Genomic DNA, 24,759 nt, shown 5'->3' with positions numbered 1-24,759 from the left:
ATAGATTTACACCTATAAGGTTTTCAAAACCTTATAGGTGTGAATATTTTACAATCTATTCGGATTAATAACTGTTGCTTCTCCACTAATAGTAACTTTTCCTGTAGATTTGTCTATAACCTGTGTCTGAACTTTTGCACGATTTTTTTCTCTATTTATTTCTGTGATTGTCATGACAGCTTCATATTCTGTATCGACAAACATGGGGCGCATAAAATTCATAGTCTGATTCATATAAATTGTTCCTTCCCCTGGGAATAGTGTTCCAAAAATTTTAGAAAAAACACTTCCTCCCAAAAATCCATGCATAATCGGACGTTTAAACATAGTTGTTGCTGCGTATTTTTCGTCAAGATGTAAAGGATTGTTATCGCCTGTTACTTCTGCAAAACGATTGACTTGCTCTTGAGAATAGGAAAATGTTAAGCGATATTCGTCTTGTTCTTTGAGTTTTTCTGTGCTTGTTGTTGTGTCAGTGTTCATAAATAAGGTGTTTTTTGTTTGTGTAAAATTAGTTGAGAATAATAATGTAAATCATTATGGCTTTGCATAAGGAAGTCTTTCTAATCGTTTTGTAGTATGGTAGCTATCCAAACAAGAAGAAGTAACTGTTCCTGCTTTTTCAATATCAATATAACCATCTTTTTCAATAATTTCTTCATTCAAAATGACTTCTTGTACGCTGGCTATCAGAAAAATAGTATTGTTGATGATTAAATCGTGCTTTTCTTCTAGTTTTAGTCCGATTCTGAAATGCGATTCTTTTACATAAGGAGCAATAAAATTACTTTCAAAATGAGGAGTTAGCCCTGTCGCTTCAAACTCTGAAGTTTCTTTTGGGTAATGTGCAGCCGTTTGATGTGCTTGTTTGTAAAACTCTTGACTAATATGATTGAAAGTAAAGTATTTTGTTTCTTCAATATTTTCTAAGGTATGACGAGGTGATACATCTGGACGAATAATAAAACCCATAAGAACTGGATTTGCTCCCAAATGAAAAACCTGACTAAAAATAGCTAAATTTGTTTGATTATCTTTCGAAATTGTTCCGATAAGTCCGACACTCTTAAAACCTGAAATAGAATTGATAAAATTGGCACGAAAACGAGTTTCCATGTCAATAATTTCATCTTTTGTGATACGTTTGAGAGTGGAATTTTGATGAGACATAATTTTTAGATAAAATATAGAAGAGATTAGAAAATAATTTTTTGTAAGAAAAACAAACTAAATAGCTCTCAGTTAATTATTTTATAAAAAAAATGTTTGAAATACAATAAAAAATTCGTATTCTTCATGATAATTGAATGTTAAATCCGAAATTTTAACGAACTTTGCAAAAATTTTGAAATAGTAATGAGTTGATATTTAATTAAATAAAAGAAAATAAATACTATTTCTGGGTTTTGACAACATTAAATCAATACATATTTAGTAGAATTATAGACTAAGGTAGAAAATTTTGGAAGTAGAATATTGAAAAGTAAACTTTTTATACTAAAACTTCAAGCACAAAATTTTAAAAAGAGAATTGTAATAAAGAATTTTATATCAGAATTCATTAAAAAGTAAATAGAATCTATTCCACAATTATTTTCATGTTTCTATTCTTATTTCTCTATTATTTTCTAAGTACATTTTTAAAACTATTACAACAAAGGAAAGTCAAATTATACTTTCTGATTAAAAAATAACACGTAATTATGATGAATTGGCTACGCAAACTCGTTGGTTTGGGTGGAACAGCGAAAAATCTGACTTCACTAAATGAAGAGGAATGCAAAGAAGAAATAAAATTATTTGCAGAAAAAACAAACCTCAATCTTTTCCAAGGACACGTTCAAAACTTATATAGTACACAACGCATCAAAGAAACATCTGTTTGTCCTAGATGTGAAGCTGCAACAGAGAAAAAAGCAGCTACTTTTGTATGTGCTACCAATACGCTTCCTCAAATTATTATCTCAACAGAAAATCACTTCTGTACAAACTGTAGTTCTGTACTTATAGATGACAAAATTTTGCAGAAAACCTGTGAAAAAGGAAAAGTCTATCGTGGAATTATTGGTCTTTATATCAGAGAAAATATCCAAATCTATCAATCACTTAATGAATATATCATTCGTTACCACTATGACCAAAATAGTAAACCAAGTGGTATAAAGATTACAGGTGAAAAAATAGCTGATTATGACCCTAAGATACATGGTTCTAAAGGAACAAAAAGTCAGCATAAAATACCTTCTTCTCCTGTTACTTTGATGGACAGAGTAGAGCGTAGAGATAAAAGAGAAAGTCTTACTGATTCTAAATATAGAAAAAATAGAAGCAATCAGAATGATAATTCTGAAGAAATGACACAAGAGCAGAAAAATAAAGCTGCTCGCTCTGAAAGAGCAAGGTTAGCGATGGAAAATGCTAAGAAAAAAGTGCGTTCGAAACATAAAGCTAAAGAGGATTTTGCAGATTCTGTAAATGAAACTAAACAAGATTTTAAGGATAAAGTAGAGCGTAAAAGTAGCTTTAATCCAAAGAAAAGACAGAAACCTGTTGTAGAAAATCCAAATGAAAAACAAGACGCAAAATTAGAAAAAACAAATAAGCAACAAGACGCAAAGCAAGAGGAAACTAAAAGTTTTCCTACCAATAAAAAGCAAGCTCCACCTGCTAGAGCTTCTCAACGTAAAAAGCAAACTTCGCCTTCTGATAAAAAAGAAGAAGAAAATGTAGCTACTCAGCAAACTGATAAAAATCAGAATGTAGCAGAAGCAAAGCAAAGTTCGAAAGTTGAGACTAATGAAAATAAGTCTAGTGAAACTACTGAAGAGAATAATACTGCTAAGAAAAATCGTAGATATAAGCAAAGAAGGTCGACTAGAAAAACAAGAAGCAACAAAAGACCTATTCGCAATACAGTAGAAGCAGAATCAACGACATCTCAAAATGAAGTGAAAAATGATGGAAAAGCTGAACAGAAGGTTGAGCAAAAAATCCAACAAAAAACTGAGCAAAAGAATAAACAACAAGGTGAGCAAACCAAAAAACAACAACCTAAAAGACAGAATGCTCAAAAGCCAAAGGAAGTAGCTCAACAAGGTCAAGAAAAAGCTCAAAGCCCAAATCAAGCTCAAAACAAAGCTATAAGTAAAGAAACTGATAAAGCTGATACCAAAGATAATAAGCAAAATCAGAATCAAGAGCAGCCTAAAAAAGATAATGTAATCGAAAAATTACATCAAAATCTACAAGAGAGTAGCAAAGCATCTGTTGTTCCAAAAGAGGAAAAGCAGAAAGAACAACAAAAAGAAAGTTCTCGTTTGGCTCGTTTGAAAGATGATACAAAAGAGGAAAAAGTTTCTAGACGAAGACCACGTACAAATGTTCGTCCTCCAATAGATTTGGATTTAAAAAATGTAAATCCTCGTCGTCGTTATAATAACACAAAGAAGAAGTAAATTTTCTTAGAAAATGAAAAAGCCTTTTCAAAATTAATTGAAAAGGCTTTTTTGATAAATTACTATTTCAAATGTCGATATTTGAAATAGTAATTCTATATTTATTTCATAAAATTCAAACTACGTTCTACAAAATTAGAAAGAGCTTTTCCTTCTAACAAGTTTTGAGAAAGAAGAGATAAATCATATGCTTGTTGAGCTATTTGTTTTTGTGCTTCTTCGTCTTTTGTATCTAAGATTTTTTGTACTAACGAATGATTTGCATTTACAATAACATTATATTGGTCTGGCAGATTCATTCCATACATTCCTCCTCCTCCAGACATCGCCATTTCTTTCATACGGCGCATAAATTCTGAAAGTGTAAGTGTTACAGGCATTTCATCTGTTGGCATTGCTTGTACTTGAACAGTATGATTTTCAGTAACGATTTTCTCAAAAATCTCTTTTACTTTTGTTTGGTCTGCTTCTGATAAAACAGCTTCTAAAACTTCGTCTTTTGCAATAATTTTGTCTGCTGTATCAGAATCAATTCTACGAATAGAAATATTTTCTAATTTGCCTTCTAAACGCTGAATCAAATGCGAATCGATAATCGAATCCATTACCAAAACATCATAACCACGCTTTTGAGCAGAAGAAATAAATGTATGTTGTTTTTTTACATCAGCAGCGTATAACCAAACTTTTTTACCGTCTTTGTCGGTTTGATTGGTTGCAATTTTTTCGTTGTATTCGTCAAATGTAAATGTTTTTCCATCTACATTTTTTACTAATGCAAATTTCTCAGCTTTTTCTAAGAATTTTTCATCTGTTATCATTCCAAATTTTACGAAAAGACCTATATCGTCCCACTTGTTTGCGTAGCCTTCACGGTCATTTTTGAAAAGTTCTTGTAGTTTGTCAGCTACTTTTTTAGTGATGTAACTGCTGATACGTTTTACATTTCCATCTGCTTGTAAATAGCTTCTAGAAACGTTCAAAGGAATATCTGGAGAATCAATTACACCATGTAAAAGTGTCAAAAATTCAGGTACAATTTCTTTTACTTCATCTGTAATAAATACTTGACGGCTATAAAGCTGAATCTTATCTTTTGAAGCTGTAAGTTCTTGTTTTACTTTAGGGAAATACAAAATTCCTGTAAGCTCAAAAGGATAATCTACATTCAAATGAATCCAAAATAGTGGGTCTTCACCCATTGGATACAATTTTTTATAGAAAGCTAAATAATCTTCATCTTTAAGTTCAGAAGGAGATTTTGTCCAAAGTGGATTTGTATCATTGATTTGCTCGCCTTCAAATTCGATTGGAATTGGTAAGAACTTAGCATATTTATCCAAAATTCCTTTCAAACGAAACTTATCTAAAAATTCTTCAGAATCTTCTGCAATATGAAGAATAATATCTGTTCCTCGTTCTGCTTTTGTAGTTTGTTCTAACTCAAACGAAGTCGAACCTTCACATTCCCAATGTGCTGCTTCGTCTTCTTTAGCTGAAAAAGCACGAGAAATAATTTCTACTTTTGTAGAAACCATAAAAGCAGAATAAAAACCTAAGCCAAAATGTCCGATTATTTGCTTATTGTTTGGAGCATCTTTATATTTTTCTACAAACTCTGCTGCACCTGAAAAAGCAATCTGATTGATATATTTTTTGATATCTTCGGCAGTCATACCAATACCGTTATCACTTACTGTAATCGTTTTGGCTTCTTTATCAAAAGACACTTTCACTTTCAAGTCTCCTACAGGGCTTGTTGCTTCTTTATCAAAATCAGCAGAAGAAGATAAGTGTTTTAGCTTTTGAGTAGCATCTACAGCATTGGCTACGAGTTCTCTTAAAAAAATTTCGTGGTCAGAATAGAGAAACTTCTTAATGATTGGGAAAATATTTTCCGTATTTACTGATAAATTACCTTGTTCTACGCTCATAATTCTATTAAATTTTATTGTTTGTTCTCTTATTGTTTTGCAAGCACATGCTTACCAAATAGAAAGCACAAGATAGAATCTTGCGCTAGTATTATTTTATATACTAAGAAGTTAGCTAGTTTTATTCCAATCGAATTTTTGAGTTTCTAAATAGATAAAATCGGAAATTTTGTCAGTTTTTATTTATTTATTTATTCTTTTCTGTATTTTTCAAAATTGTATTCATCATCTCAATCTGAGTCTTTTGAATTTCTAAAAGCTCTTGTTGTTGGTGCATCATCAAATGATCTATTTTCTCGTGTAAAATTCTGATTTTAGATTTATCATATAATCTTGTTTTGCTTTCTAACGGTCTTTTTCTTCTTGCCTGTTGGCTCATCATAATCACAAGAGCTTGAGCAACAAGAAAGAATTTGATTACGAAGAAAAAGGCTATACTGAAACTAAACACCAACGTTTTGTAGGTGCTGGTTATTTTGATCAAGTAGCTCAAGCTATTGTGGGCGAAGGTTTATCTACGGCTGGCTTGAAAGGTTCGACAGAAGAAGAGCAATTTCACGAAGCGAAAGCTGATGCTTAAATAAAAGTAAACTGTCAAACATTTTAAAGTGTCAGTACAGTTATAAAGTAAATAATAAAAAATGAACTACCTCAAAAAAAGAGATAGTTCGTTTTTTATTTATCTTACTTTATCGCTCTGTATTTTCTACGTACAATACCGTGTCTTCCTTGATACTCCATAATCAAAATAGTTTCTGTAAGCTCTCCTATTCTAGTTTCTATAGGATTTGTTTGGCAATTAACATCTAGTAAAACTGTATCAGGCTTTGATTGAGAATATTTACCAAAACAATATACTTTTCTATCCTCAAAACCTCTTTTTATATAAGAATTATCGTCTGAAAACTCTAATTCTTCTGTACATTTTAAAGATACTTCGCTCCATTTTTCATCGTAACTATCGTATGGGTCATAATTTCCAATATTTATCCATTTGCCTACTATTCCATCATTTTGTGTCAAATCATAAGGAAATTCTTCTTTTTTGCAAGATGAAAAAAGAAAAAATACAATAAAAATAAGAGGTAGAAGTTTAAAATTTAGTTTCATAGCTTTTTATATATTTAGAGTTAAATAAAAAAATAGTTTTTATTTAAAGAGCCTCATATCAATTAAAAAGGTTGCATAATCAAAAGTTAACATACAAAAAAATGAGGCTGTCCGAAAAGGTCAGCCTCTTTTTATGCAGCTATTTTTTGTAATTCTTCTTTTTGGTTGATTTTTTTGATGATGCAAACAAATTTTGTCTTTTGGTGATTTTTTTGAGTATAAAAAAAGGTGCAAAAAGATGATTTTTTAGAATTGAAAGTATTTTTTAGCTTATCGGCAGTTTTTGCCACCATTTTTCTAAAATTATGTCCAAGAGCCATCAATAGAAACTCCATTTCTACTTTTACTAATCCCTTAAAAGTAAATCGATTAAACTTATTATTATATTTGAGATGCCCAAAAACAGCTTCTACTTCTATAGGGCGTTTACTGCGCTGCTCTAATCCTTTCTCACTAGTTAGTAAATTTCTAGCTTTCTCTTTTAGTTGGTTTAAACGATGATTCACTTGTATTATTCTATTGCCTTCAGCTTTATGACATAAATTGCGAAGAGGACAATCTTGACACCTTTTTGCTTGATAATAAGATACTTGCGATTCGTATCCATTACTTGAAGTACGTTTTCCATCTCTTATTTTCTTCATTCTTTGCCCCATCGGACAGACATAAAAATCTAATTCTTTGTTGTAAAATAAATTCTGAACTAAAAAAGGATTATTTTTCATTTTCCTTTTTTGCTCTTTATGGAAATAATTGTACTTAACGTAGGCAGTAATTTCTTTTTTTTCAAGTAATTCATAATTTTCTTCACTTCCATAACCTGCATCAGCTACTACTTCTTTACTTTGTTTATTGTACTGATTTTCAAATCCTTCTAAATGAGAGGATAAAGTGGTGGTATCTCCTGCCGTTTGATGAATAGAAACGTGGGTAATAAATTGATTTTCTGTGGACACTTGAGCATTATAAGTAGGTTTGAGTTGTCCATTTTTCATGTGATCTTCTTTCATCCGCATAAAAGTAGCATCCGTATCTGTTTTACTATACGAGTTTCTACAACCTAAAATTTTCAGAGACTCTTCATATTTACTTAATCTAGGAAGATATTCATCTTGCATTTTTTTTAGTTCTCTTGCCTGTTGTTTACTCGGTTCTTTTAGTTTTTTATTGATTTGAGCGAGTTTTTCTTTTAATAATTCTGAATCTAATGGAGTAGATACTTCTTCTTTATTTTCTTCTTGATTATCTGATTGAATACTACTTTCAATATCAGATAAAATTTTATTTACTTTAGTTTCTAACTTTTCTTTATTTTTTTCAATACTACCACGCCAAACAAAAGTATAACGATTAGAACAAGCCTCTATTTTTGTTCCATCAATATATTGAACATCAAGACTTACATAACCCATTTCAACCAACATTTTAACAACTTCTCCAAATAAACGATGAATGTGTGCCTTCAAAATTTTACCTCTAAAGTCATTAATTGTTCTAAAATCTGGTGTAGAATTGCCTGATAAATACATAAAATGAATATTCTCCCCAAGAGCTTTAGCTATTTTACGACAAGAATAAATATTGGATAAATAAGAATAGAATAGCACTTTAACGAGCATTCTTGGATGATAAGCTGAACAACCTCCACCTTTGTATTGAGAAATCAAATCGCTAATATCCAATGAATCAACCACCTTTTCAACTAAACGAACAGGATGGTGAGCTGGAATTTTGTCAAATATATTGACAGGAAAAAGTTCGGGCTGCTTACCACTTTGGTTTTTGAAAACTACTTTTGCCATAGGCTATATAACGTTAGTATAAAAGTATATATACCTCGAAAATAAAAAAAATTAACCATAAAAAAAAGGCTATCCGTACTTTTCGGACAGCCTCTTTTTTTATTACTGTTATTGATGTTTCACTAAAATATAAATCAGTTACATAAACTTCTCTTTCGCATCTTGCATAGCATATTTGCGTTTAAGTTGTGCATCTACGACAGCAATCGTAACCATATTTACAATTTCACGAACTGAACTTCCAAGCTGTAAAATATGAACTGATTTTTTCATTCCTGTCAGAATAGGTCCAATAGCTTCTGCACCACTAATTTCTTGAATCAGTTTGTAAGCAATATTTGCAGAGGCAAGATTTGGGAAAATCAAGATATTAGGTTCTCCTTTAGCAAGATCAGAAAATGGATAGTTTTCTTTCAAAATATCATTATTGAAAGCAATATTTGCCTGAATTTCTCCGTCAGCAATAATATGAGGATATTGTTCTTTCATCATATCCACAGCCTTTCTTACTTTTCTTGGCTCTTCATCATCAGACGAACCAAAGTTAGAATACGACAAAAATGCTACTCGTGGTTCTAATCCAAATTCTTTTACCGTGTTGGCTGTCATGGCTGCAATTCCTACCAAATCTTCTGCTGTTGGATTTGGAATCATGGTTGTATCAGCAAAGAAAATTGGTCCTTTACGAGTAATCATCAAATAAATTCCTGCTACTTTTCTATGACTTTTATATGTTCCTACAACCTCCAAAGCTGGACGGATAGTATCTGAATATTTCCTAGAAAGTCCTGAAATAAGTGCATCTGCATCACCTTCTTCTAACATCATTGCTCCAAAATAATTGCGTTCACGCATTGCTTTTTGAGCTTCATAATTATTGAAACCTCTACGTTTACGTTTCTCAAAGAATGTATTTGCATACGTTTCTATAAGCTCATTGGATTCATCACTTCTTGGGTCAATGATAGTAACATCATCTAACTCTAAATTATTTTCTTGTATCAATTTTTGTATTCTTCGCTTATCACCCAAAAGAATAGGTTCTGCAATGCCATCATCTTTAACAATCTGGGCAGCCATTAAAATTTTGGCATTATCAGCTTCTGCAAAAACAACACGTTGAGGGTCTTGTTTTGCCATGCTTACCAAACGACGAATGATACTTTGATCTCTTCCCATTCTTTCTATTAGTTCGGCTTCATATCTTTCCCAATCAGTAATCGGATTTTTAGCCACTCCACTTTCCATAGCTGCACGAGCTACAGCAGGCGCAACTGTTGTTAGAAGACGAGGATCTAATGGTTTAGGAATGATGTAGTCTTTGCTAAAAGAAATAGTTTGCTGATTATAAGCAATCTTTACAATATCTGGAACAGGTTCTTTAGCTAATTGAGCAAGAGCTTTTACGGCTGCAAGTTTCATTTGTTCGTTGATTTCTGTAGCACGAACATCTAAAGCACCTCTAAAGATAAATGGAAAACCAAGTACATTATTTACTTGATTGTTGTAATCTGAACGCCCTGTCGCCATAATAATATCTTGACGAGTTTTCATAGCAAGTTCGTAATTAATCTCTGGGTCTGGATTAGCAAGCGCAAAAACAATGGCATTTTCAGCCATTGATAAGAGCATTTCTGGACTCATTACATTTGCCATCGAAAGTCCCATAAAAACATCAGCACCTTTCAAAGCATCTTCTAATGTATGTGCATCAGTATCTGTTGCAAATATTTCTTTACTTTTAGTTAGATTTTCTCTGTCTTTACGAATAACACCCTTGCTATCACAAACAATAATATTTTCACGAGTTACACCCAAATCAACAAAAATATTCATACACGAAGTAGCCGAAGCACCTGCCCCCGAAACTACAATTTTTACTTTATCAATATCTTTTTCGACAAGTTCCAACGAGTTTAATAGGGCAGCTCCTGTAATAATTGCTGTTCCATGTTGGTCATCGTGCATAATCGGAATGTTAAGTTCTTCCTTCAAACGCTGTTCAATTTCAAAACATTCGGGGGCTTTTATGTCTTCCAAATTTATTCCTCCAAAAGTAGGCTCTAATGCTTTCACGACTGCGATAAATTCTTCTACTGTTTTTGTATTCAATTCTAAATCAAAAACATCTATTCCTGCAAATATTTTGAATAAAACGCCTTTTCCTTCCATTACAGGTTTGGAAGCTTCAGGACCTAAATTTCCCAATCCTAAAACTGCTGTTCCATCTGAAATAACGGCTACTAAATTTCCTTTTGCTGTATATTTATAGACATTTTCAACATCTTCTGCAATTTCTTTACACGGTTCTGCAACCCCTGGAGAATAGGCTAAAGCCAAATCTCGTTGTGTCTTGGTAGCAGTTGTTGGGATGACTTCTATTTTCCCAGGTTTGCCTTCCGAATGGTATCGCAGAGCTTCTTCTCTTCTTATTTTACTCATAAAAAATGTATTTGTGTGTGAATATTTATCAATTTTGGTTTTATGGCTGAAAGTTAATCAATTTATATCAATGTACTAAAAATGGATTAGAAATTAGAATAGAAGCCTAGGATTTTTTATAAAAAAAATCCTAAATGACAAAAATGTAATTTAGGATTTTGAGAAAATGAAACTTTCATTTTTTATCAAAAACTTTTATAGATAAGCTAAAAATTCAGTTCATCAAAGTTTTTAAAGTGTCCATTCATTTTGATTCTTTCTTTTGTCCTTTCTACCTCTCTGATTATTGGAATGATATGGTCTAAATGTGCCGTTATGAGTTCTAAACGTTCTGTTTCATCACTCATAGCTAACAAATCATATTCTTGTTCTAAAGAAAGTCCGATTTTGTGAGCTATTTTGAAAGATAGAAAATCTGTTTCTGTTGGCAAATCTGTATTTGCTTTTACGAGTTGCCAAAGTTCTGTAATCTGATTTATAACTTTTTCTTTATCTAAAAAAGTAGAATTGTCTGTATGAACAATTCGTTCAATTTCCCCTGCTGCATAGAGTTTATTGGGAGCAGGATTAGAATACGAAACAACTTTAAAAGCACCTACACACTTTGTTTTGATGTCCATTCTTCCATCTGGGTGTCGGCGTGCAATTTCTATCAATTCGACTTCTGCTCCATAATCTTGTAGTTTTTCATTTAAAAAAGGAGGAATGCCAAAGGTTTGTTTATTTTCTATACAATCCAAAACGAGCTGTCTGTAACGAGGTTCGAAGACATGCAAATTAAGAGGTTCGTTTGGAAATACAATTAAATTAAGAGGAAAAAGAGGTAACATTATTTTTTCTATCTAGTGAATATAAAACTTTTACTGCATTAGTATTGATACGTAATTTTTGTTCAATCATTTTTATTAAATCAACAATGAGGTTCATATATATATGCACCAATTCAAAAAAATAATCATTATTAACTAAGCTGTTTTTACGGTTTTTTGTTTAGAAAAAAAGTAAATTCTCAATCAATAGTTTTTTTGTTTACCTAAGTTAATAACTTAAATAAAAGTTATCTTTTTCTTTTGTTTTGTTGTATAGTTTAGTTTTTTTGTGTCTATTACATTTCTTTTTTTAGCCTTGAGATTACTCTCAGAATATCATCTTGAGATTCTATCCAAAATATTTTTTCATTATCCATTATTAAATTATACTCATTCAAATTCAGAATGGCTTTCTGAGGATAAGTTGTATCAAAAAAAGCAAGTTGTGGAAAGTATAACAATAAGCTATCTGTATTCTGATTTTTGGTTTTCTGCAACTGTGCAGGTAATTTTTCTATAAAGACCTTTTGAAAATTAGCTTTTGAATTTGTTATTGAATCTGATTTATTTTGAATGAAATTTTCCAAAGCTACAAAAGAAGAAGAACCTAAAGCAATTAAATAAATTTTTTGTTGATTAATAGAACCCTGTTTTTTTATTTTCTCAAAAGCTGCATCAATACTCTTTTGTTCGTCTTCAAAAGTCCATTCATTTAGCTTTCCCTTGCTATCTCCTACTCCTTTTTTTTCTATTCTCAGGGTAGCAAATCCATTTTTTGTGAGATTTTCTATCCAATCATAAAATTGATATTCACTTTTTGAGCTTTTATTTTTTGTGTATAACTCTCGTTCAACTGATTCATTGGAAGCCGAATTTAAAATAATTACTAATGGAAATTGAGTAATTTCTTGATTAGATTCACTTTCTGTTCTTCTAGGAAAAGTAAAAATGGTTCGAAGGCTTGTTTGGTTATTATTTTGACTTGAATCATTAATTTCTAGTTGGTCGTACATCGTTTCGAAATAAAAATTACTTTCTCTAGGCAAAAAATGCAAAACTAAAGATGTGTTACGAATGGTATCATTTCTAACAAAAAAAAGATTGAGAGTGTCATTTCCATTTTTGGTTTTAACAAAATCCTGAAGCTCTTTTAGGCTATTTAGGTGCATAGAATCAACAGCAACAATTACATCTTTTTCTATTAATCCTGCTTTATCTGCTGCCGAATTAGGAAAAACTTTATAAACAATAATTCCTTTTTCTGCTTTCATTTTGTATGCCACACGAACAGGATTGGTAAGTGTACCAAGTTCTGCTCCTATAAAAGGACTTCTATTTAGCGTTTGGATTTGAGAGGTAGTAATGTTGGTTTGAGCTAAGCAAGAAAAAGAAAATAGAGAAAAGACTATAAAAAACAGAAAGTAAATTTGAAAACGCATATCTATAAAGTGAAATTTTTGATTAAAACTATTCTTATTATTTATCAAATTACCTATCAATAACTAGGACAAAAGTAAAAAGGAGACCAAAAGCAAAAGTAAATTTAATATATATTTTGGAAGGATTCATTTTTGAAATAGAATTGCTTAACTTTGCCCTTCGATTCCTTGTAATCTTCAACTAAAAAAATACTCCCTATTATGTCTTGGTTTCATCGAAAAGATAAAAATATTACCACGCCTACAAATGAAAAGCGTGATTCTCCAAATATGTGGTTCAAAACTCCAAGTGGTACAATTATTCTCAAAAAAGAATTGAGAGACAATAATTGGGTATGTCCAGATGATAATCATCATCTTACCATCACACCACAACAATATTTTGAGATTTTGTTTGATGAAGGAAAGTACACAGAGATAAATGCAAATCTTACTCCTCTTAATCCTTTAAATTTTAAGGATACAAAAACGTATGAACAGCGTATAAATGAAGCCAATGCAAAATCTGGTGTCAATGAAGCTGCTCAAAGTGCTTACGGAAAAATGAATGGAATAGACTTTATGGTCACTGCCATGAATTTTAAATACATTGGTGGTTCGATGGGTGCAGTTGTGGGAGAAAAAATTTCTCGTGCTGCCGATTATTGTCTTGAAAATAACATTCCTTTGATGGTTATTTCGCAATCAGGTGGCGCACGTATGATGGAAGCAGGTTTTTCACTTATGCAAATGGCAAAAACTTCGGCTAAGTTAGCTCTACTTTCAGAAGCCAAAATTCCTTATATTTCCCTTTTGACAAACCCAACAACAGGAGGCGTAACGGCAAGTTTTGCGATGTTAGGAGACTTTAATATTGCTGAACCAAATGCACTTATTGGTTTTGCAGGACCTAGAGTAATTCGTGAAACTATCGGAAAAGACCTTCCAAAAGGCTTTCAAACAGCAGAATTTGTGAAAGAACATGGCTTTTTGGATTTCATTGTTGATAGAAGAGAGTTAAAAGCAAAACTGACTTCTCTTTTGAAAATGGTTTGGGTAAATACAAAACAAAAAAATCTAAATTCAACTCAAAAAACAACAAAAAAGGCTAAGAAATAATTGATAAATTGGCTTTACTTTGAACAAACTAGATACTCTTTCTGTAAATAATTTACAAAAACTTCCTTATCTTAGCTTTCACAAATCATTTTTGAAAAATTCGTTTTTGATAAATAATCAAAAATTCAAAATATACATTCTATGAAAGCAATTTTGGTAACTGGTGGAGCTGGTTTTATTGGTTCTAATTTTATTCCTTATTTTTTAGAAACTCACAAAGACTGTAAAGTCATTAATTTGGATTTACTGACTTATGCAGGAAATTTGGATAATTTGAGTGAGGTAGAAAGCAATCCTCGTTATGAGTTTGTAAAAGGAGATATTGTCAATAGGCAATTAGTAGAACATATTTTTGACAAACATGATATAAAAGGAGTAATTCATTTTGCTGCCGAATCTCATGTCGATAACTCTATTACAGATCCAGAGGCTTTTGTCAGAACCAATGTTCATGGAACTTTTACGCTCGTTGATGTAGCTCGTAAATATTGGATGAATGCACCTTTTTCGTACAAAGAAGGCTATGAAGATACTCGTTTTCTTCACGTTTCGACAGATGAAGTATATGGAACTTTAGGAGAAACAGGCTTTTTTACAGAAACGACACCTTATGCTCCAAACAGTCCATATAGTGCATCAAAAGCAGGAAGTGATTTGATTGTCAGAAGTTATTTTCATACGTATGGATTTGATGTTGTGATTACAAACTGTTCTAATAATTTTGGCGAAAAACAGCATCACGAAAAACTTATTCCTACCATTATTAGAAAAGCTCTTTCAAATGAGCCTATTCCGATTTATGGAAATGGACAAAATATTAGAGATTGGCTCTATGTTTTAGACCACTGTAAAGGAATTGATAAAGCATTCCAAAAAGGAAAAAAAGGAGAATCGTATAATATTGGTTCAAACAACGAATGGAATAATTTGGATTTAGCCAAAAAAATCTGTTCACTTTTAGATACCATTAAGCCAAAAGAAAGTGGAAAATATGAAGATTTATTGACCTTCGTAAAAGACCGTCCAGGGCATGATTTGCGTTATGCCATTGATTCTTCCAAAATGGAAAATGAATTAAACTGGAAAGCAAATACTGATTTTGATACGGCTCTTACAAAAACTATCAATTGGTATATTGATTTGTATAATTCTGAAAAATTTAAGGCAAATTCTACTGATTCAAAAAAAAAGGATGAACAAAAAAAAGTAGAAACAGAGACAAAACAAGAACCTAAATCAGAAGAAAAACACAAACAGTCAGAAAATAAGCAAGAAAACAAACAAGAGCAAAAAGAAGAACCTGTCATAGAACTAAAAACTAGACCTGTTTCAGAACCAAAAATAGAATCTAAAAAGGAGGAAAAGCAGATTTATAATTCTACTTTTTCTTCAAACAGCTATGACAAAATTTTTGACACTGCTAATTTGAATGAATCTTTAGAAGCTCTTGCAGAAGTAAAAGCTGCTGTCATTCGTACACGAAAAGATTTCGAATTCTATCAAGAAAAAGAGAAAGATGCTGAAAATAAAGCAAAACGCATCATTGCAAAAGCACAAGAAGGAAATTTGGATTGGAATGAAGCAAATAACCTTGCTATGGAACTTCTAAAAGAACAAGAACGCTCAAAACAAATGGCTGATGGTGCTTTAAATCAACTTGCAGAATTAGGAAAGTTACAAGACAAAATTGAAAAACATTCTCAAACTGTAAAATCTATCAAAGAAAAACAGCGTGTCAAAATGCCTGATTCTTCTGAAACAATTTCTATGATAGAACGAATGAAAGCTAAAATTCAGAAGGATGAAATTTTGGGAGATTTGTATGAAGATTTTGGAAAAGATGCTGCTAAAAATGACCCTTTATTAAATGATAGAGTAAACAAAGCACTAGGAATTGACCCTGACAAAGATGCTCTAAATGCTCTTAAAAGCAAATTAGGAATGGATAAGAAATAAATCCCTATCTTTCTAGTAATCAATAGTTTATATCTTTAATTAACTGCATTTTATTTTGAAATAAAGTGCAGTTTTTTTATATTCAAATAAACTTTCTGATTCTTTCTAACGTTACTGTTATATGTTATGCGTGCATACTATTTTTACTTTATTCTCTATTTCTAATTCCCTGTTTTTATGTCTGACCAAACTCCATCCAAAGACCCAAATAATTCAACTAATAAAGACAAATCTAATTCAGATTTTGTACCTACACCACCCAAAAGTATAACAAAAACAGTTTGGAAAGTATTTAGAAAAGCAAAAAAAGTAACTTCTCAAGCAAATAGTATTATCAATGGTTCTGTTGGGGATAAGTTTCAAGAGTATTCTATTTTGAAGCCTTTGGATATAAAAATGAATTTTTATCATCGCCAAAGTCCTATCAAATTACATAAAGAAAGCCTAAGAAAACGTTCCAATTATTCATACAATGATAAGCCAGTTTCAAACAAAATTTGTATTCTTATTCACGGACTTGTTTTTAATGAAACATGTTGGCAATTTAAGGATAGAAGTGATTATGGAAAAAAACTAGAAGAAGATTATGGCTTTACTCCCTTCTATTTGCGTTATAATACAGGTTTGCACATTTCAGATAATGGACAAGAATTAGCCATTCTCTTGGAAGAACTATATCAAAACTATCCTGTAAAAATTGAAGAAATATGTTTCATTTGTCACAGCATGGGAGGACTTTTAATGCACAGTGCAGCTTATTATGCACAAGAAGAAGGTTTTGATTGGGTAACCAAAACAAAGAAAGTATTTTTGCTTGGAACGCCTCATTTGGGTTCTTTTTTTGAGCGTTTTGCCAATGTTACAACTAATATTTTACAGCGTGTTCCCAACTGGCATACTCGTTTGGTAGGAAAAGTAATCAATCTAAGAAGCGCAGGAATAAAAGATTTGCGTTATGGTTATTTGAGAGAAGAAGATTGGAAAGACAAAAATCCAGACTCATTTTTAGAAAATACCAAAAATGAAGTTCCAAAGTTAGATGGAGTAGAATATTTTATTATTTCGGGCAGACTTACAAAAGAAGAAACACATTGGGTAAACTGCTTTTTTGGAGATATTTTGGTTAGCAAAAAAAGTGCAAATGCTCATTTTATTGATACAGAAGAAATAAATTCAGAAAGCGATAATTCTATTCAATTTGCAGCAACACATCATTTTAAGCTCTTGACAATGGATGAAGTGTATGAAAAAATCAAATTTTGGATAGAGAGGAAGTAATAAACTTTTGTTGGTTTTTTTAGCTGCTAATATTTTTAAATAACTCAAGTTGTGTATAAATTTAGTGCATTCACTTTACCTTTTTCTTAAGAAAATTATGCTTGTAGAGTATTGAGCTTGGTTAATAATCCGATTCTAATTTGGCTATAAAGTAGTTTAAATGAAATAGGAATATATGTATTTACATTTTCTCTTTTATTAATTCTTTTCCAAGTGAATCAGTATTGAATATTTTATTTACTAAACTATTCATCTTATACGTATAATCAGTAATTTCATTTGGAATATCTTCTGATTTACGAAAATCCATTGTGAATTTATATGTCTGATTTTCTATTGTGGTAAATTCAAAATAAATACCACATCCATCAGTATAATCTGGATAACCATACATTTTTTCTTTATTCTCATATAGAATAGATGGAAACGAATGAAGTACAGCATAAATATTCTGTTTGTTTTGCTTACTTTTTACTTCATTTAAAAATTTTAAATTACCTGTAAAATAACTATTGCTATAATCAGAATACATCAAAGTATCATTCTCAGACAATGTAAATTTATACATCAGAGTGCAAATGCCTCTACATTCTCCACAAAACCTGCCAAATACATATTCTTTTATGATTTGATTATTTGCTGTTTCTAATTTATCAGCTTTTTTAGCTTCCCTACAAGACAATGATAGTAGTATTAGAAATAGATAGATTAAGACAATTTTGTATCTCATATTTTATTCCTATTAGCATTGCAAAAAATAGGTTTTCAGATAAATATCTTTGTAAGTAGTTTGTCTAACCAAACTATTGACAAAGTTTAAAACAACTTCAAAAATAGCTTTCATACAAATCTAAGAAACCAAAACCACAAGAGAAAATAAAAAGTAATCAAGAGACACTAAAAAAAATCCTTGATTAATCCAAAATAATTCACTAACTTCATAAGCATTTTCAATGGAAAATTTTGACTTTGATTAAAAATGCAATAACAAATACACACAAATTATACACACACCAAAATAACATACAATAGAATGAACTAAAAATATACAAAATTGAAAACTGAAGGATTATACGACCCTAGTTTTGAACACGATGCTTGTGGAATTGGATTTGTAGCCCATATAAAAGGACGCAAATCGCACCAAATTATAGAAGATGCCATCAAAATGCTCACACGCATGGAACACCGAGGAGCATGTGGATGTGAAGAAAATACAGGAGATGGTGCAGGTATTTTGATACAAATGCCTCACGAGTTTTTTTTAGATGAATGTACAAAATTAGGTTTTACTTTGCCTCCTTATGGCGAATATGGCGTAGGAATGGTATTTTTCCCACAAGATGCCGAACTAAAAGAAGAGTGTCGAACTATTCTTGACAGAAAAATAAAACAACTTGGTCTTGAGCTTATTGGCTACCGAAAAGTACCCACCAACAACGAACAAATAGGAGAAAGTGCCTTAGCAGAAGAGCCTGTCATGGAGCAAGTTTTTATAAAACTGTCTCCCACTATTTCAGAACCTTCTTATGTTTCTGATGATAATAGTGCTATTTTTTTTGAGAGAAAACTCTTTGTCTTACGCAATTATGCCACTAGAGTTATCAACGAGAGCGTACAGGGAGTAAATAATAATTTTTATTTTGCGTCCCTTTCTTACAAAACTATTATTTATAAAGGTCAGCTCACAACTGGACAAGTTCGTCCTTATTTTCCTGATTTGCACAATGAAAATGTCGTTTCTGCCCTTGCTGTCATTCATTCTCGTTTTTCTACCAATACTTTTCCTTCTTGGAAACTAGCGCAGCCCTTTAGATATATTGCTCACAATGGTGAAATAAATACAGTTAGAGGAAATGTAAATTGGTTTCAAGCCTCTGAAACAGAGTTTGAATCTGAATATTTTACAAAAGAAGAATTAGACATGCTTCGTCCTATTTGTGGAACATCACAATCCGACTCTGCTAATTTAGATAATGTTATCGAAATGTTGGTTTTGAGTGGTCGTTCCCTTCCTCATGTCATGATGATGCTTATTCCAGAAGCGTGGGACGGAAATGAACAAATGGAAAAAATGCGTAAGAAGTTTTATGAATATCACGCTTCATTAATAGCACCTTGGGATGGTCCAGCTTCTATTACATTTACAGATGGAAAAATTATAGGTGCAACTTTAGACCGAAATGGTTTGCGTCCGTCAAGATATTGGGTAACCAATGATGATAGAGTAATTATGGCATCAGAAGCAGGTGTTTTGGATATTGACCAATCTATCATTATCTCAAAAGGACGGTTACAACCTGGGAGAATGTTTATTGTAGATATGGAACAAGGCAAAACTTTGAGCGATGAAGAAGTAAAAGCCAAAATTTGCTCTCAACAACCGTATGGCGATTGGCTCAAAGAAAATAAAATTAAAATAAAGGAAATTGTAAAACCTGCCAGTAGATTTGTGCCTTTGACGAACAAAAATCTTATAAAAAGACAGATAGAAGCAGGTTATACGTCGGAAGATTTGAAATATATTATTGGAGCAATGGCAACTTCTGCCAAACCGTCTTTGGGTTCGATGGGTTTGGATACTCCTTTGGCGATTTTATCCGAACAAAGTCAGCACCTCACAAATTATTTCAAACAATTATTTGCTCAAGTAACCAATCCACCAATTGATTCTATTAGAGAGCGAAGTGTAATGTCATTGATTTCGTATGTCGGAACTAAGCAAAATTTGCTTACCGAAACGGCAAAACATTGTCATACGCTAGAACTTCCTCAACCAATATTGAACAATGATGATTTAGAGAAAATTAGACACATCGACAACAAAGGTTTTCAGACCAAAACTATTTTCACCTATTTCAAAGCAGATGCAAAAGCTGGAATGTTGGAAAGAGGTTTGGACAGGATTTGTAAATATGCAGGAGATGCGGTAGAAGATGGTTTTTCGATTATTATTCTTTCTGACAGAACTTCAGATTCTAGTCATGCACAAATTCCGTCCTTACTTGCCATGTCAGCCGTTCATCATCATTTAATCAAAAAAGGACTTCGTGATAATATTGGATTGATTACTGAAACAGGCGACGCTTGGGAATCGCATCATTTTGCTACTTTAATTGGTTATGGTGCTTCTGGTGTGAATCCTTATTTAGCTTTGGAAACAATTTCCTATCAAAAACGAAAAGGAATGTTAGATACAGACCTTTCAGAAAAAGAATTACAGAAAAATTATATCAAAGCAGTAGGAAAAGAATTACTAAAGATTTTTGCCAAAATGGGAATTTCTACGCTGCAATCGTACCAAGGAGCGCAAATATTCGAAGCTCTAGGAATTGATAAAGAAGTGATTGATAAATATTTTACAGGAACAGTTTCACGTATTGGAGGATTAAAATTAGATGATATTGCAAGAGAAGTTTTGGTTCGTCATCAAATGGCTTATCCTTTTCAACCTGCACCAAAATTGCGTTTGGAAGTAGGAGGAATTTATCAATGGAAACAACGAGGCGAAGAACATATTTTTAATCCTCAAACCATTCATTTACTTCAAGAATCAACCAAAAGAGAAGATTATCAATTATTCAAAAAATATACTCGTTTAATAGACAACCAAACTGAAAAAGCACTGACATTGCGTGGAATGCTCAAATTTAAGGTAGCAAAATCGTCTCCACCAATTCCGATTGAAGAAGTAGAACCTGCTGAAAATATCTTCAAACGATTTGCAACAGGTGCAATGTCTTTTGGTTCGATTTCTTGGGAAGCACACACTACACTTGCCATTGCCATGAACCGAATAGGAGGAAAAAGTAATAGTGGAGAAGGTGGAGAAGACTCAAAACGCTACGAAAATTTAGAAAATGGCGATTCTATGAATTCGTCTATCAAACAGGTTGCTTCTGGTCGTTTTGGCGTAAATAGTTATTATTTGAGTAATGCTACCGAAATTCAAATTAAAATGGCGCAAGGCGCAAAACCGGGAGAAGGTGGACAATTACCAGGGCATAAAGTGGATGATTGGATTGCAAAAGTGCGTTATTCTACACCGGGGGTTGGGTTAATTTCTCCTCCTCCTCATCACGATATTTATTCGATTGAAGATTTGGCTCAACTGATTTTTGACTTAAAAAATGCAAATCGTCATGCAAGAATTAATGTAAAATTAGTTTCAGAAGCAGGTGTCGGAACTATCGCAGCAGGAGTGGCAAAAGCTCATGCTGATGTTGTTCTTATTTCTGGTCATGATGGTGGAACAGGTGCTTCTCCACTTAGTTCGATTCGTCATGCAGGACTTCCTTGGGAATTAGGAGTAGCCGAAACGCATCAAACATTAGTCAAAAATAAATTGCGTAGCCGAATAACTGTACAAGCAGACGGACAAATCCGAACAGGAAAAGATTTGGCTGTTGCAGCCTTACTTGGTGCAGAAGAATGGGGCGTAGCGACAGCAGCACTTGTAAGTACAGGGTGTATTATGATGCGAAAATGCCATCTCAATACGTGTCCTGTTGGAGTAGCTACACAAAGAAAAGAATTACGAGCTTTATTTACTGGAAAGCCAGAATATGTAGTCAATCTTTTTAAATTTTTGGCAGAAGAACTTAGAGAAATTATGGCAGAAATGGGTTTCAGAACTGTCGACGAAATGATAGGACAAAGCGACCGTTTGGCTATCCGAGATAACATCACACATTGGAAACACCAAAATCTTGATTTATCAAAAATTTTATATCGTACACCTCAAAATTCAGAAGTAGGTTTGTTCAAACAAGAAGAACAAGACCACGGAATAGACAATGTATTGGATTGGAAAATGCTGAAAAAAGTAAAATCTTCTATTGAGAGTTTAGAAGCTATAAAAATAGATTTCAAAATTCAGAATACAGACCGTGCCGTTGGTGCGTTATTGTCCCACGAAATTTCCAAAAAATACGGTTTACAAGGACTTCCAAAAAACACATTGCACCTAAAATTCAAAGGAACAGCAGGACAAAGTTTTGCAGCTTTTGCAGTAAAAGGAATTACGATGGAAATAGAAGGAGATGCAAATGATTATGTCGGAAAAGGACTTTCAGGTGCAAAACTCATTTTTTATCCAGACCGTAAATCGACGTTTGTACCAGCCGAAAATAGCATCATCGGAAATGTAGCTTTTTATGGGGCAACTTCTGGAGAAGCCTATATTAGAGGAATGGCAGGAGAACGTTTTGCTGTCCGTAACTCAGGTGTAAAAGCCGTCGTAGAAGGAATTGGCGACCACGGCTGCGAATACATGACAGGTGGTTTGGTTATTAATTTGGGCGATACAGGACAAAATTTTGCAGCAGGAATGAGTGGAGGAGTAGCCTATATTTGGAATAAAAAAGGAAGTTTTGAAGAAAAACTCAATTCCGAAATGGTAGAAATAGAAAAGCTCACTAGCGAAGACGAGAATATTATTAGAATGTACGTAGAAAATCATCTTCGTTATACAGAATCTTTACTTGCTAAAGAAATACTCAATAATTGGGAAAGTTCTATTGCTCACTTTATCAAAATAATGCCAGTTGATTTCAAACGAGCTTTGTTAGATAGAAATATTACTTTACTGCAAAAACTTGATGATAAAGATGATAAAGTAGCCGACAGTTTCCAACTGTCGTAAATATTGTGTGTTCAGTTCCTCCGAACTGAACAAAACGCTTCCTCAGAAGCGTGATTTATAAAAGCATCACGCTTCTGAGGAAGCGTAAAAGTTCGTTTTTGAGAAAACGAACACACATTCCTAAAAAAACGAGCCATTGTCGGTGTCCCCACCGACGACCTTTACAATAAAAAATTAAGACTAAAATGGGAAAACCAACAGGATTTATAGAATTTACAAGAGATATACCCACCAAAAGAAATGTACATGAAAGGGTAAAAGATTATTTAGAAGTAGAAGAAACACTTTCTAAAGAAAAAGCAGTAGAACAGTCAGCTCGTTGTATGGATTGTGGCGTTCCTTTTTGCCATAGTGGTTGTCCTTTGGGAAATATTATTCCAGATTTTAATGATGCAGTCTATCAAAAAAATTGGGAATTAGCGTATGATATTCTTATTTCTACCAATAACTTTCCAGAGTTTACAGGAAGGATTTGTCCTGCGCCTTGTGAATCGTCTTGTGTTTTGGCAATCAATAAACCTGCTGTAGCGATAGAGGCGATTGAGCGATTTATTATAGAAAAAGCATTTGAAAAAGGTTATGTAAAACCAAGAATTCCAGAAGTAAGGACAGGAAAAAAGATTGCTATTATAGGTTCAGGACCAGCAGGACTTGCAGCAGCTTCACAACTCAACAAAGCAGGACATACCGTAACAGTCTTCGAACGTGCCGATGCTATTGGTGGATTGCTTCGCTATGGAATTCCTGATTTTAAATTAGAAAAAAATATCATAGACCGTCGCTTGAAAACAATGAAAGAAGAAGGGATTGTTTTCAAAACAAATGCAAATGTAGGTGTAAATGTGCGTGTAAAAGATTTGATGGAAGAATTTGATTCTATTTTGCTTTGTGGTGGTTCGACTGTTCCTAGAGATTTGGATATTAAGGGACGAGAACTAAAAGGAGTACATTTTGCAATGGATTTTTTGAGTCAGCAAAACAAACGAAACGCAAAAAAGACCATCAAATACGACCACGCAGGAAATAATTATGAACAAGGCGAAATTTTAGCAACCAATAAAAAAGTCGTTGTCATTGGTGGAGGAGATACAGGTTCGGATTGTGTAGGAACTTCTAACAGACAAAAAGCAGAATCTATCACTCAAATAGAAATTATGCCAATGCCTTCTCAAAAAAGAGCCAAAAATGTTTCTTGGTTAGATGTACCTATGATGCTCAGAACGTCTTCTTCTCATGAAGAAGGCTGTGAACGTACTTGGTCTATTCTTACTAAAGAATTTATAGGTAATGAAAAAGGCGAACTAATTGGAATAAAACTGGTGGATATAGAATGGAAAACAGAAAATGGAAAAATGGGTTTTGAAGAAGACCCAAAAACAGAAAGAATTGTTCCTTGTGATTTGGTGCTTTTGGCGATGGGTTTTCTACATCCAGAACGTGCCGAAATACTAGAAGAATTGGGTGTTTTATTAGACGAAAAAGGAAATATTCAAGCACAAAATTACCAAACTCAAAACCCTAAAGTATTTGCAGCAGGAGATATGAGAAGAGGTCAATCGCTTGTTGTTTGGGCAATTTCAGAAGGGCGTGAAGCTGCTCGTCAGATTGATTTACACTTAATGGGACATACTGAGTTAGAAGCAAAAGCAGTTTCTAGGTTGGATACTCAACACAAGGTAGTTGTTGGGTAGGTTATAATCTGTATTTGTGTAGACATTGACAACGAATAAGATTTAGTTAATCAATTTTTTTGCGACAATTAATAATAAAGGTTATCACAGTTATTTTTGTA

At 32.6% G+C, this 24,759-nt stretch carries 17 protein-coding genes; 7 read left to right on the top strand and 10 right to left on the bottom strand.

All coding sequences use genetic code 11. The features are described 5' to 3' along the window. Nucleotides 1–48: 48 nt before the first annotated feature. Nucleotides 49–483 (bottom strand): MaoC family dehydratase, encoded by a 435-nt coding sequence (locus tag V9L05_RS08190; protein ID WP_338815087.1) that lies wholly within the window; start codon nt 481–483, stop codon nt 49–51. 54 nt (nt 484–537) lie between these two features. After that, entirely contained in the window at nt 538–1,170 is a 633-nt protein-coding gene (locus V9L05_RS08185; protein WP_338815086.1) for a flavin reductase, read from the bottom strand. A gap of 533 nt (nt 1,171–1,703) precedes the next feature. Here V9L05_RS08185 and V9L05_RS08180 point away from each other — a divergent pair. Beyond that, a complete protein-coding gene (locus V9L05_RS08180; RefSeq protein ID WP_338815085.1) occupies nt 1,704–3,455 on the top strand; it encodes a hypothetical protein in 1,752 nt (583 codons plus the stop codon). Nucleotides 3,456–3,556: 101 nt separating this feature from the next. Here V9L05_RS08180 and htpG read toward each other — a convergent pair whose 3' ends face one another. Beyond that, nucleotides 3,557–5,389, bottom strand: a complete 1,833-nt coding sequence (gene htpG / locus V9L05_RS08175; RefSeq protein ID WP_338815084.1) for a molecular chaperone HtpG — start codon at nt 5,387–5,389, stop codon at nt 3,557–3,559. Nucleotides 5,390–5,576: 187 nt separating this feature from the next. After that, a complete protein-coding gene (locus tag V9L05_RS08170) occupies nt 5,577–5,771 on the bottom strand; it encodes a hypothetical protein (RefSeq protein WP_338815083.1) in 195 nt (64 codons plus the stop codon). A gap of 12 nt (nt 5,772–5,783) precedes the next feature. Here V9L05_RS08170 and V9L05_RS08165 point away from each other — a divergent pair, with 12 nt between their 5' ends. Next, on the top strand, nt 5,784–5,969 hold the full coding sequence (locus tag V9L05_RS08165; protein ID WP_338815082.1) for a hypothetical protein: 186 nt from the start codon (nt 5,784–5,786) through the stop codon (nt 5,967–5,969). Nucleotides 5,970–6,073: 104 nt separating this feature from the next. Here the strand turns inward: V9L05_RS08165 and V9L05_RS08160 are convergent, their stop codons facing one another. The 5 genes from V9L05_RS08160 to V9L05_RS08140 all read right to left on the bottom strand — a co-directional run bounded on the left by V9L05_RS08160 (nt 6,074) and on the right by V9L05_RS08140 (nt 12,991). Continuing rightward, entirely contained in the window at nt 6,074–6,499 is a 426-nt protein-coding gene (locus tag V9L05_RS08160) for a hypothetical protein (protein ID WP_338815080.1), read from the bottom strand. Between the two features lie 131 nt (nt 6,500–6,630). Further along, nucleotides 6,631–8,301 carry an IS1182 family transposase gene (locus V9L05_RS08155; protein WP_338812234.1) on the bottom strand — a complete coding sequence of 557 codons (1,671 nt, stop codon included), beginning with the start codon at nt 8,299–8,301 and terminating at the stop codon, nt 6,631–6,633. A gap of 138 nt (nt 8,302–8,439) precedes the next feature. Beyond that, nucleotides 8,440–10,743 carry an NADP-dependent malic enzyme gene (locus tag V9L05_RS08150; RefSeq protein ID WP_338793739.1) on the bottom strand — a complete coding sequence of 768 codons (2,304 nt, stop codon included), beginning with the start codon at nt 10,741–10,743 and terminating at the stop codon, nt 8,440–8,442. A gap of 206 nt (nt 10,744–10,949) precedes the next feature. Further along, complete coding sequence (locus V9L05_RS08145; protein WP_338815079.1) at nt 10,950–11,573, bottom strand: LON peptidase substrate-binding domain-containing protein; 624 nt, start codon at nt 11,571–11,573, stop codon at nt 10,950–10,952. 275 nt (nt 11,574–11,848) lie between these two features. Further along, nucleotides 11,849–12,991, bottom strand: coding sequence for a PDZ domain-containing protein (locus V9L05_RS08140; protein WP_338815078.1), 1,143 nt, complete (start codon nt 12,989–12,991; stop codon nt 11,849–11,851). Between the two features lie 201 nt (nt 12,992–13,192). On the opposite strand from V9L05_RS08140, the gene accD reads away from it, so the two are divergent. From accD to V9L05_RS08125, 3 genes are all read left to right on the top strand, one after another. Then, on the top strand, nt 13,193–14,089 hold the full coding sequence (gene accD / locus V9L05_RS08135; RefSeq protein WP_338815077.1) for an acetyl-CoA carboxylase, carboxyltransferase subunit beta: 897 nt from the start codon (nt 13,193–13,195) through the stop codon (nt 14,087–14,089). A gap of 141 nt (nt 14,090–14,230) precedes the next feature. Then, the gene (gene rfbB / locus V9L05_RS08130) at nt 14,231–16,045 is read left to right on the top strand and encodes a dTDP-glucose 4,6-dehydratase (RefSeq protein ID WP_338815076.1); all 1,815 of its coding nucleotides are present in this window, start codon (nt 14,231–14,233) and stop codon (nt 16,043–16,045) included. Between the two features lie 177 nt (nt 16,046–16,222). After that, nucleotides 16,223–17,323 carry a hypothetical protein gene (locus V9L05_RS08125; protein WP_338815075.1) on the top strand — a complete coding sequence of 367 codons (1,101 nt, stop codon included), beginning with the start codon at nt 16,223–16,225 and terminating at the stop codon, nt 17,321–17,323. Between the two features lie 181 nt (nt 17,324–17,504). Here V9L05_RS08125 and V9L05_RS08120 read toward each other — a convergent pair whose 3' ends face one another. After that, a complete protein-coding gene (locus V9L05_RS08120; protein ID WP_338815074.1) occupies nt 17,505–18,053 on the bottom strand; it encodes a hypothetical protein in 549 nt (182 codons plus the stop codon). Between the two features lie 324 nt (nt 18,054–18,377). Here V9L05_RS08120 and gltB point away from each other — a divergent pair, with 324 nt between their 5' ends. After that, nucleotides 18,378–22,967: a glutamate synthase large subunit gene (gene gltB / locus V9L05_RS08115; RefSeq protein ID WP_338815073.1), complete on the top strand. Its 4,590-nt coding sequence runs from the start codon at nt 18,378–18,380 to the stop codon at nt 22,965–22,967. 185 nt (nt 22,968–23,152) lie between these two features. After that, nucleotides 23,153–24,658: a glutamate synthase subunit beta gene (locus tag V9L05_RS08110; RefSeq protein WP_338815072.1), complete on the top strand. Its 1,506-nt coding sequence runs from the start codon at nt 23,153–23,155 to the stop codon at nt 24,656–24,658. Nucleotides 24,659–24,759: the final 101 nt, after the last annotated feature.

Origin of the sequence: Bernardetia sp. Wsw4-3y2 (assembly GCF_037126295.1) — a bacterium.
In the GTDB taxonomy this organism is placed as follows: Bacteria; Bacteroidota; Bacteroidia; order Cytophagales; family Bernardetiaceae; genus Bernardetia.
The sequence above is the reverse complement of the archived record's forward strand: the minus strand, read 5'-3'. Positions and strand labels throughout refer to the sequence as shown.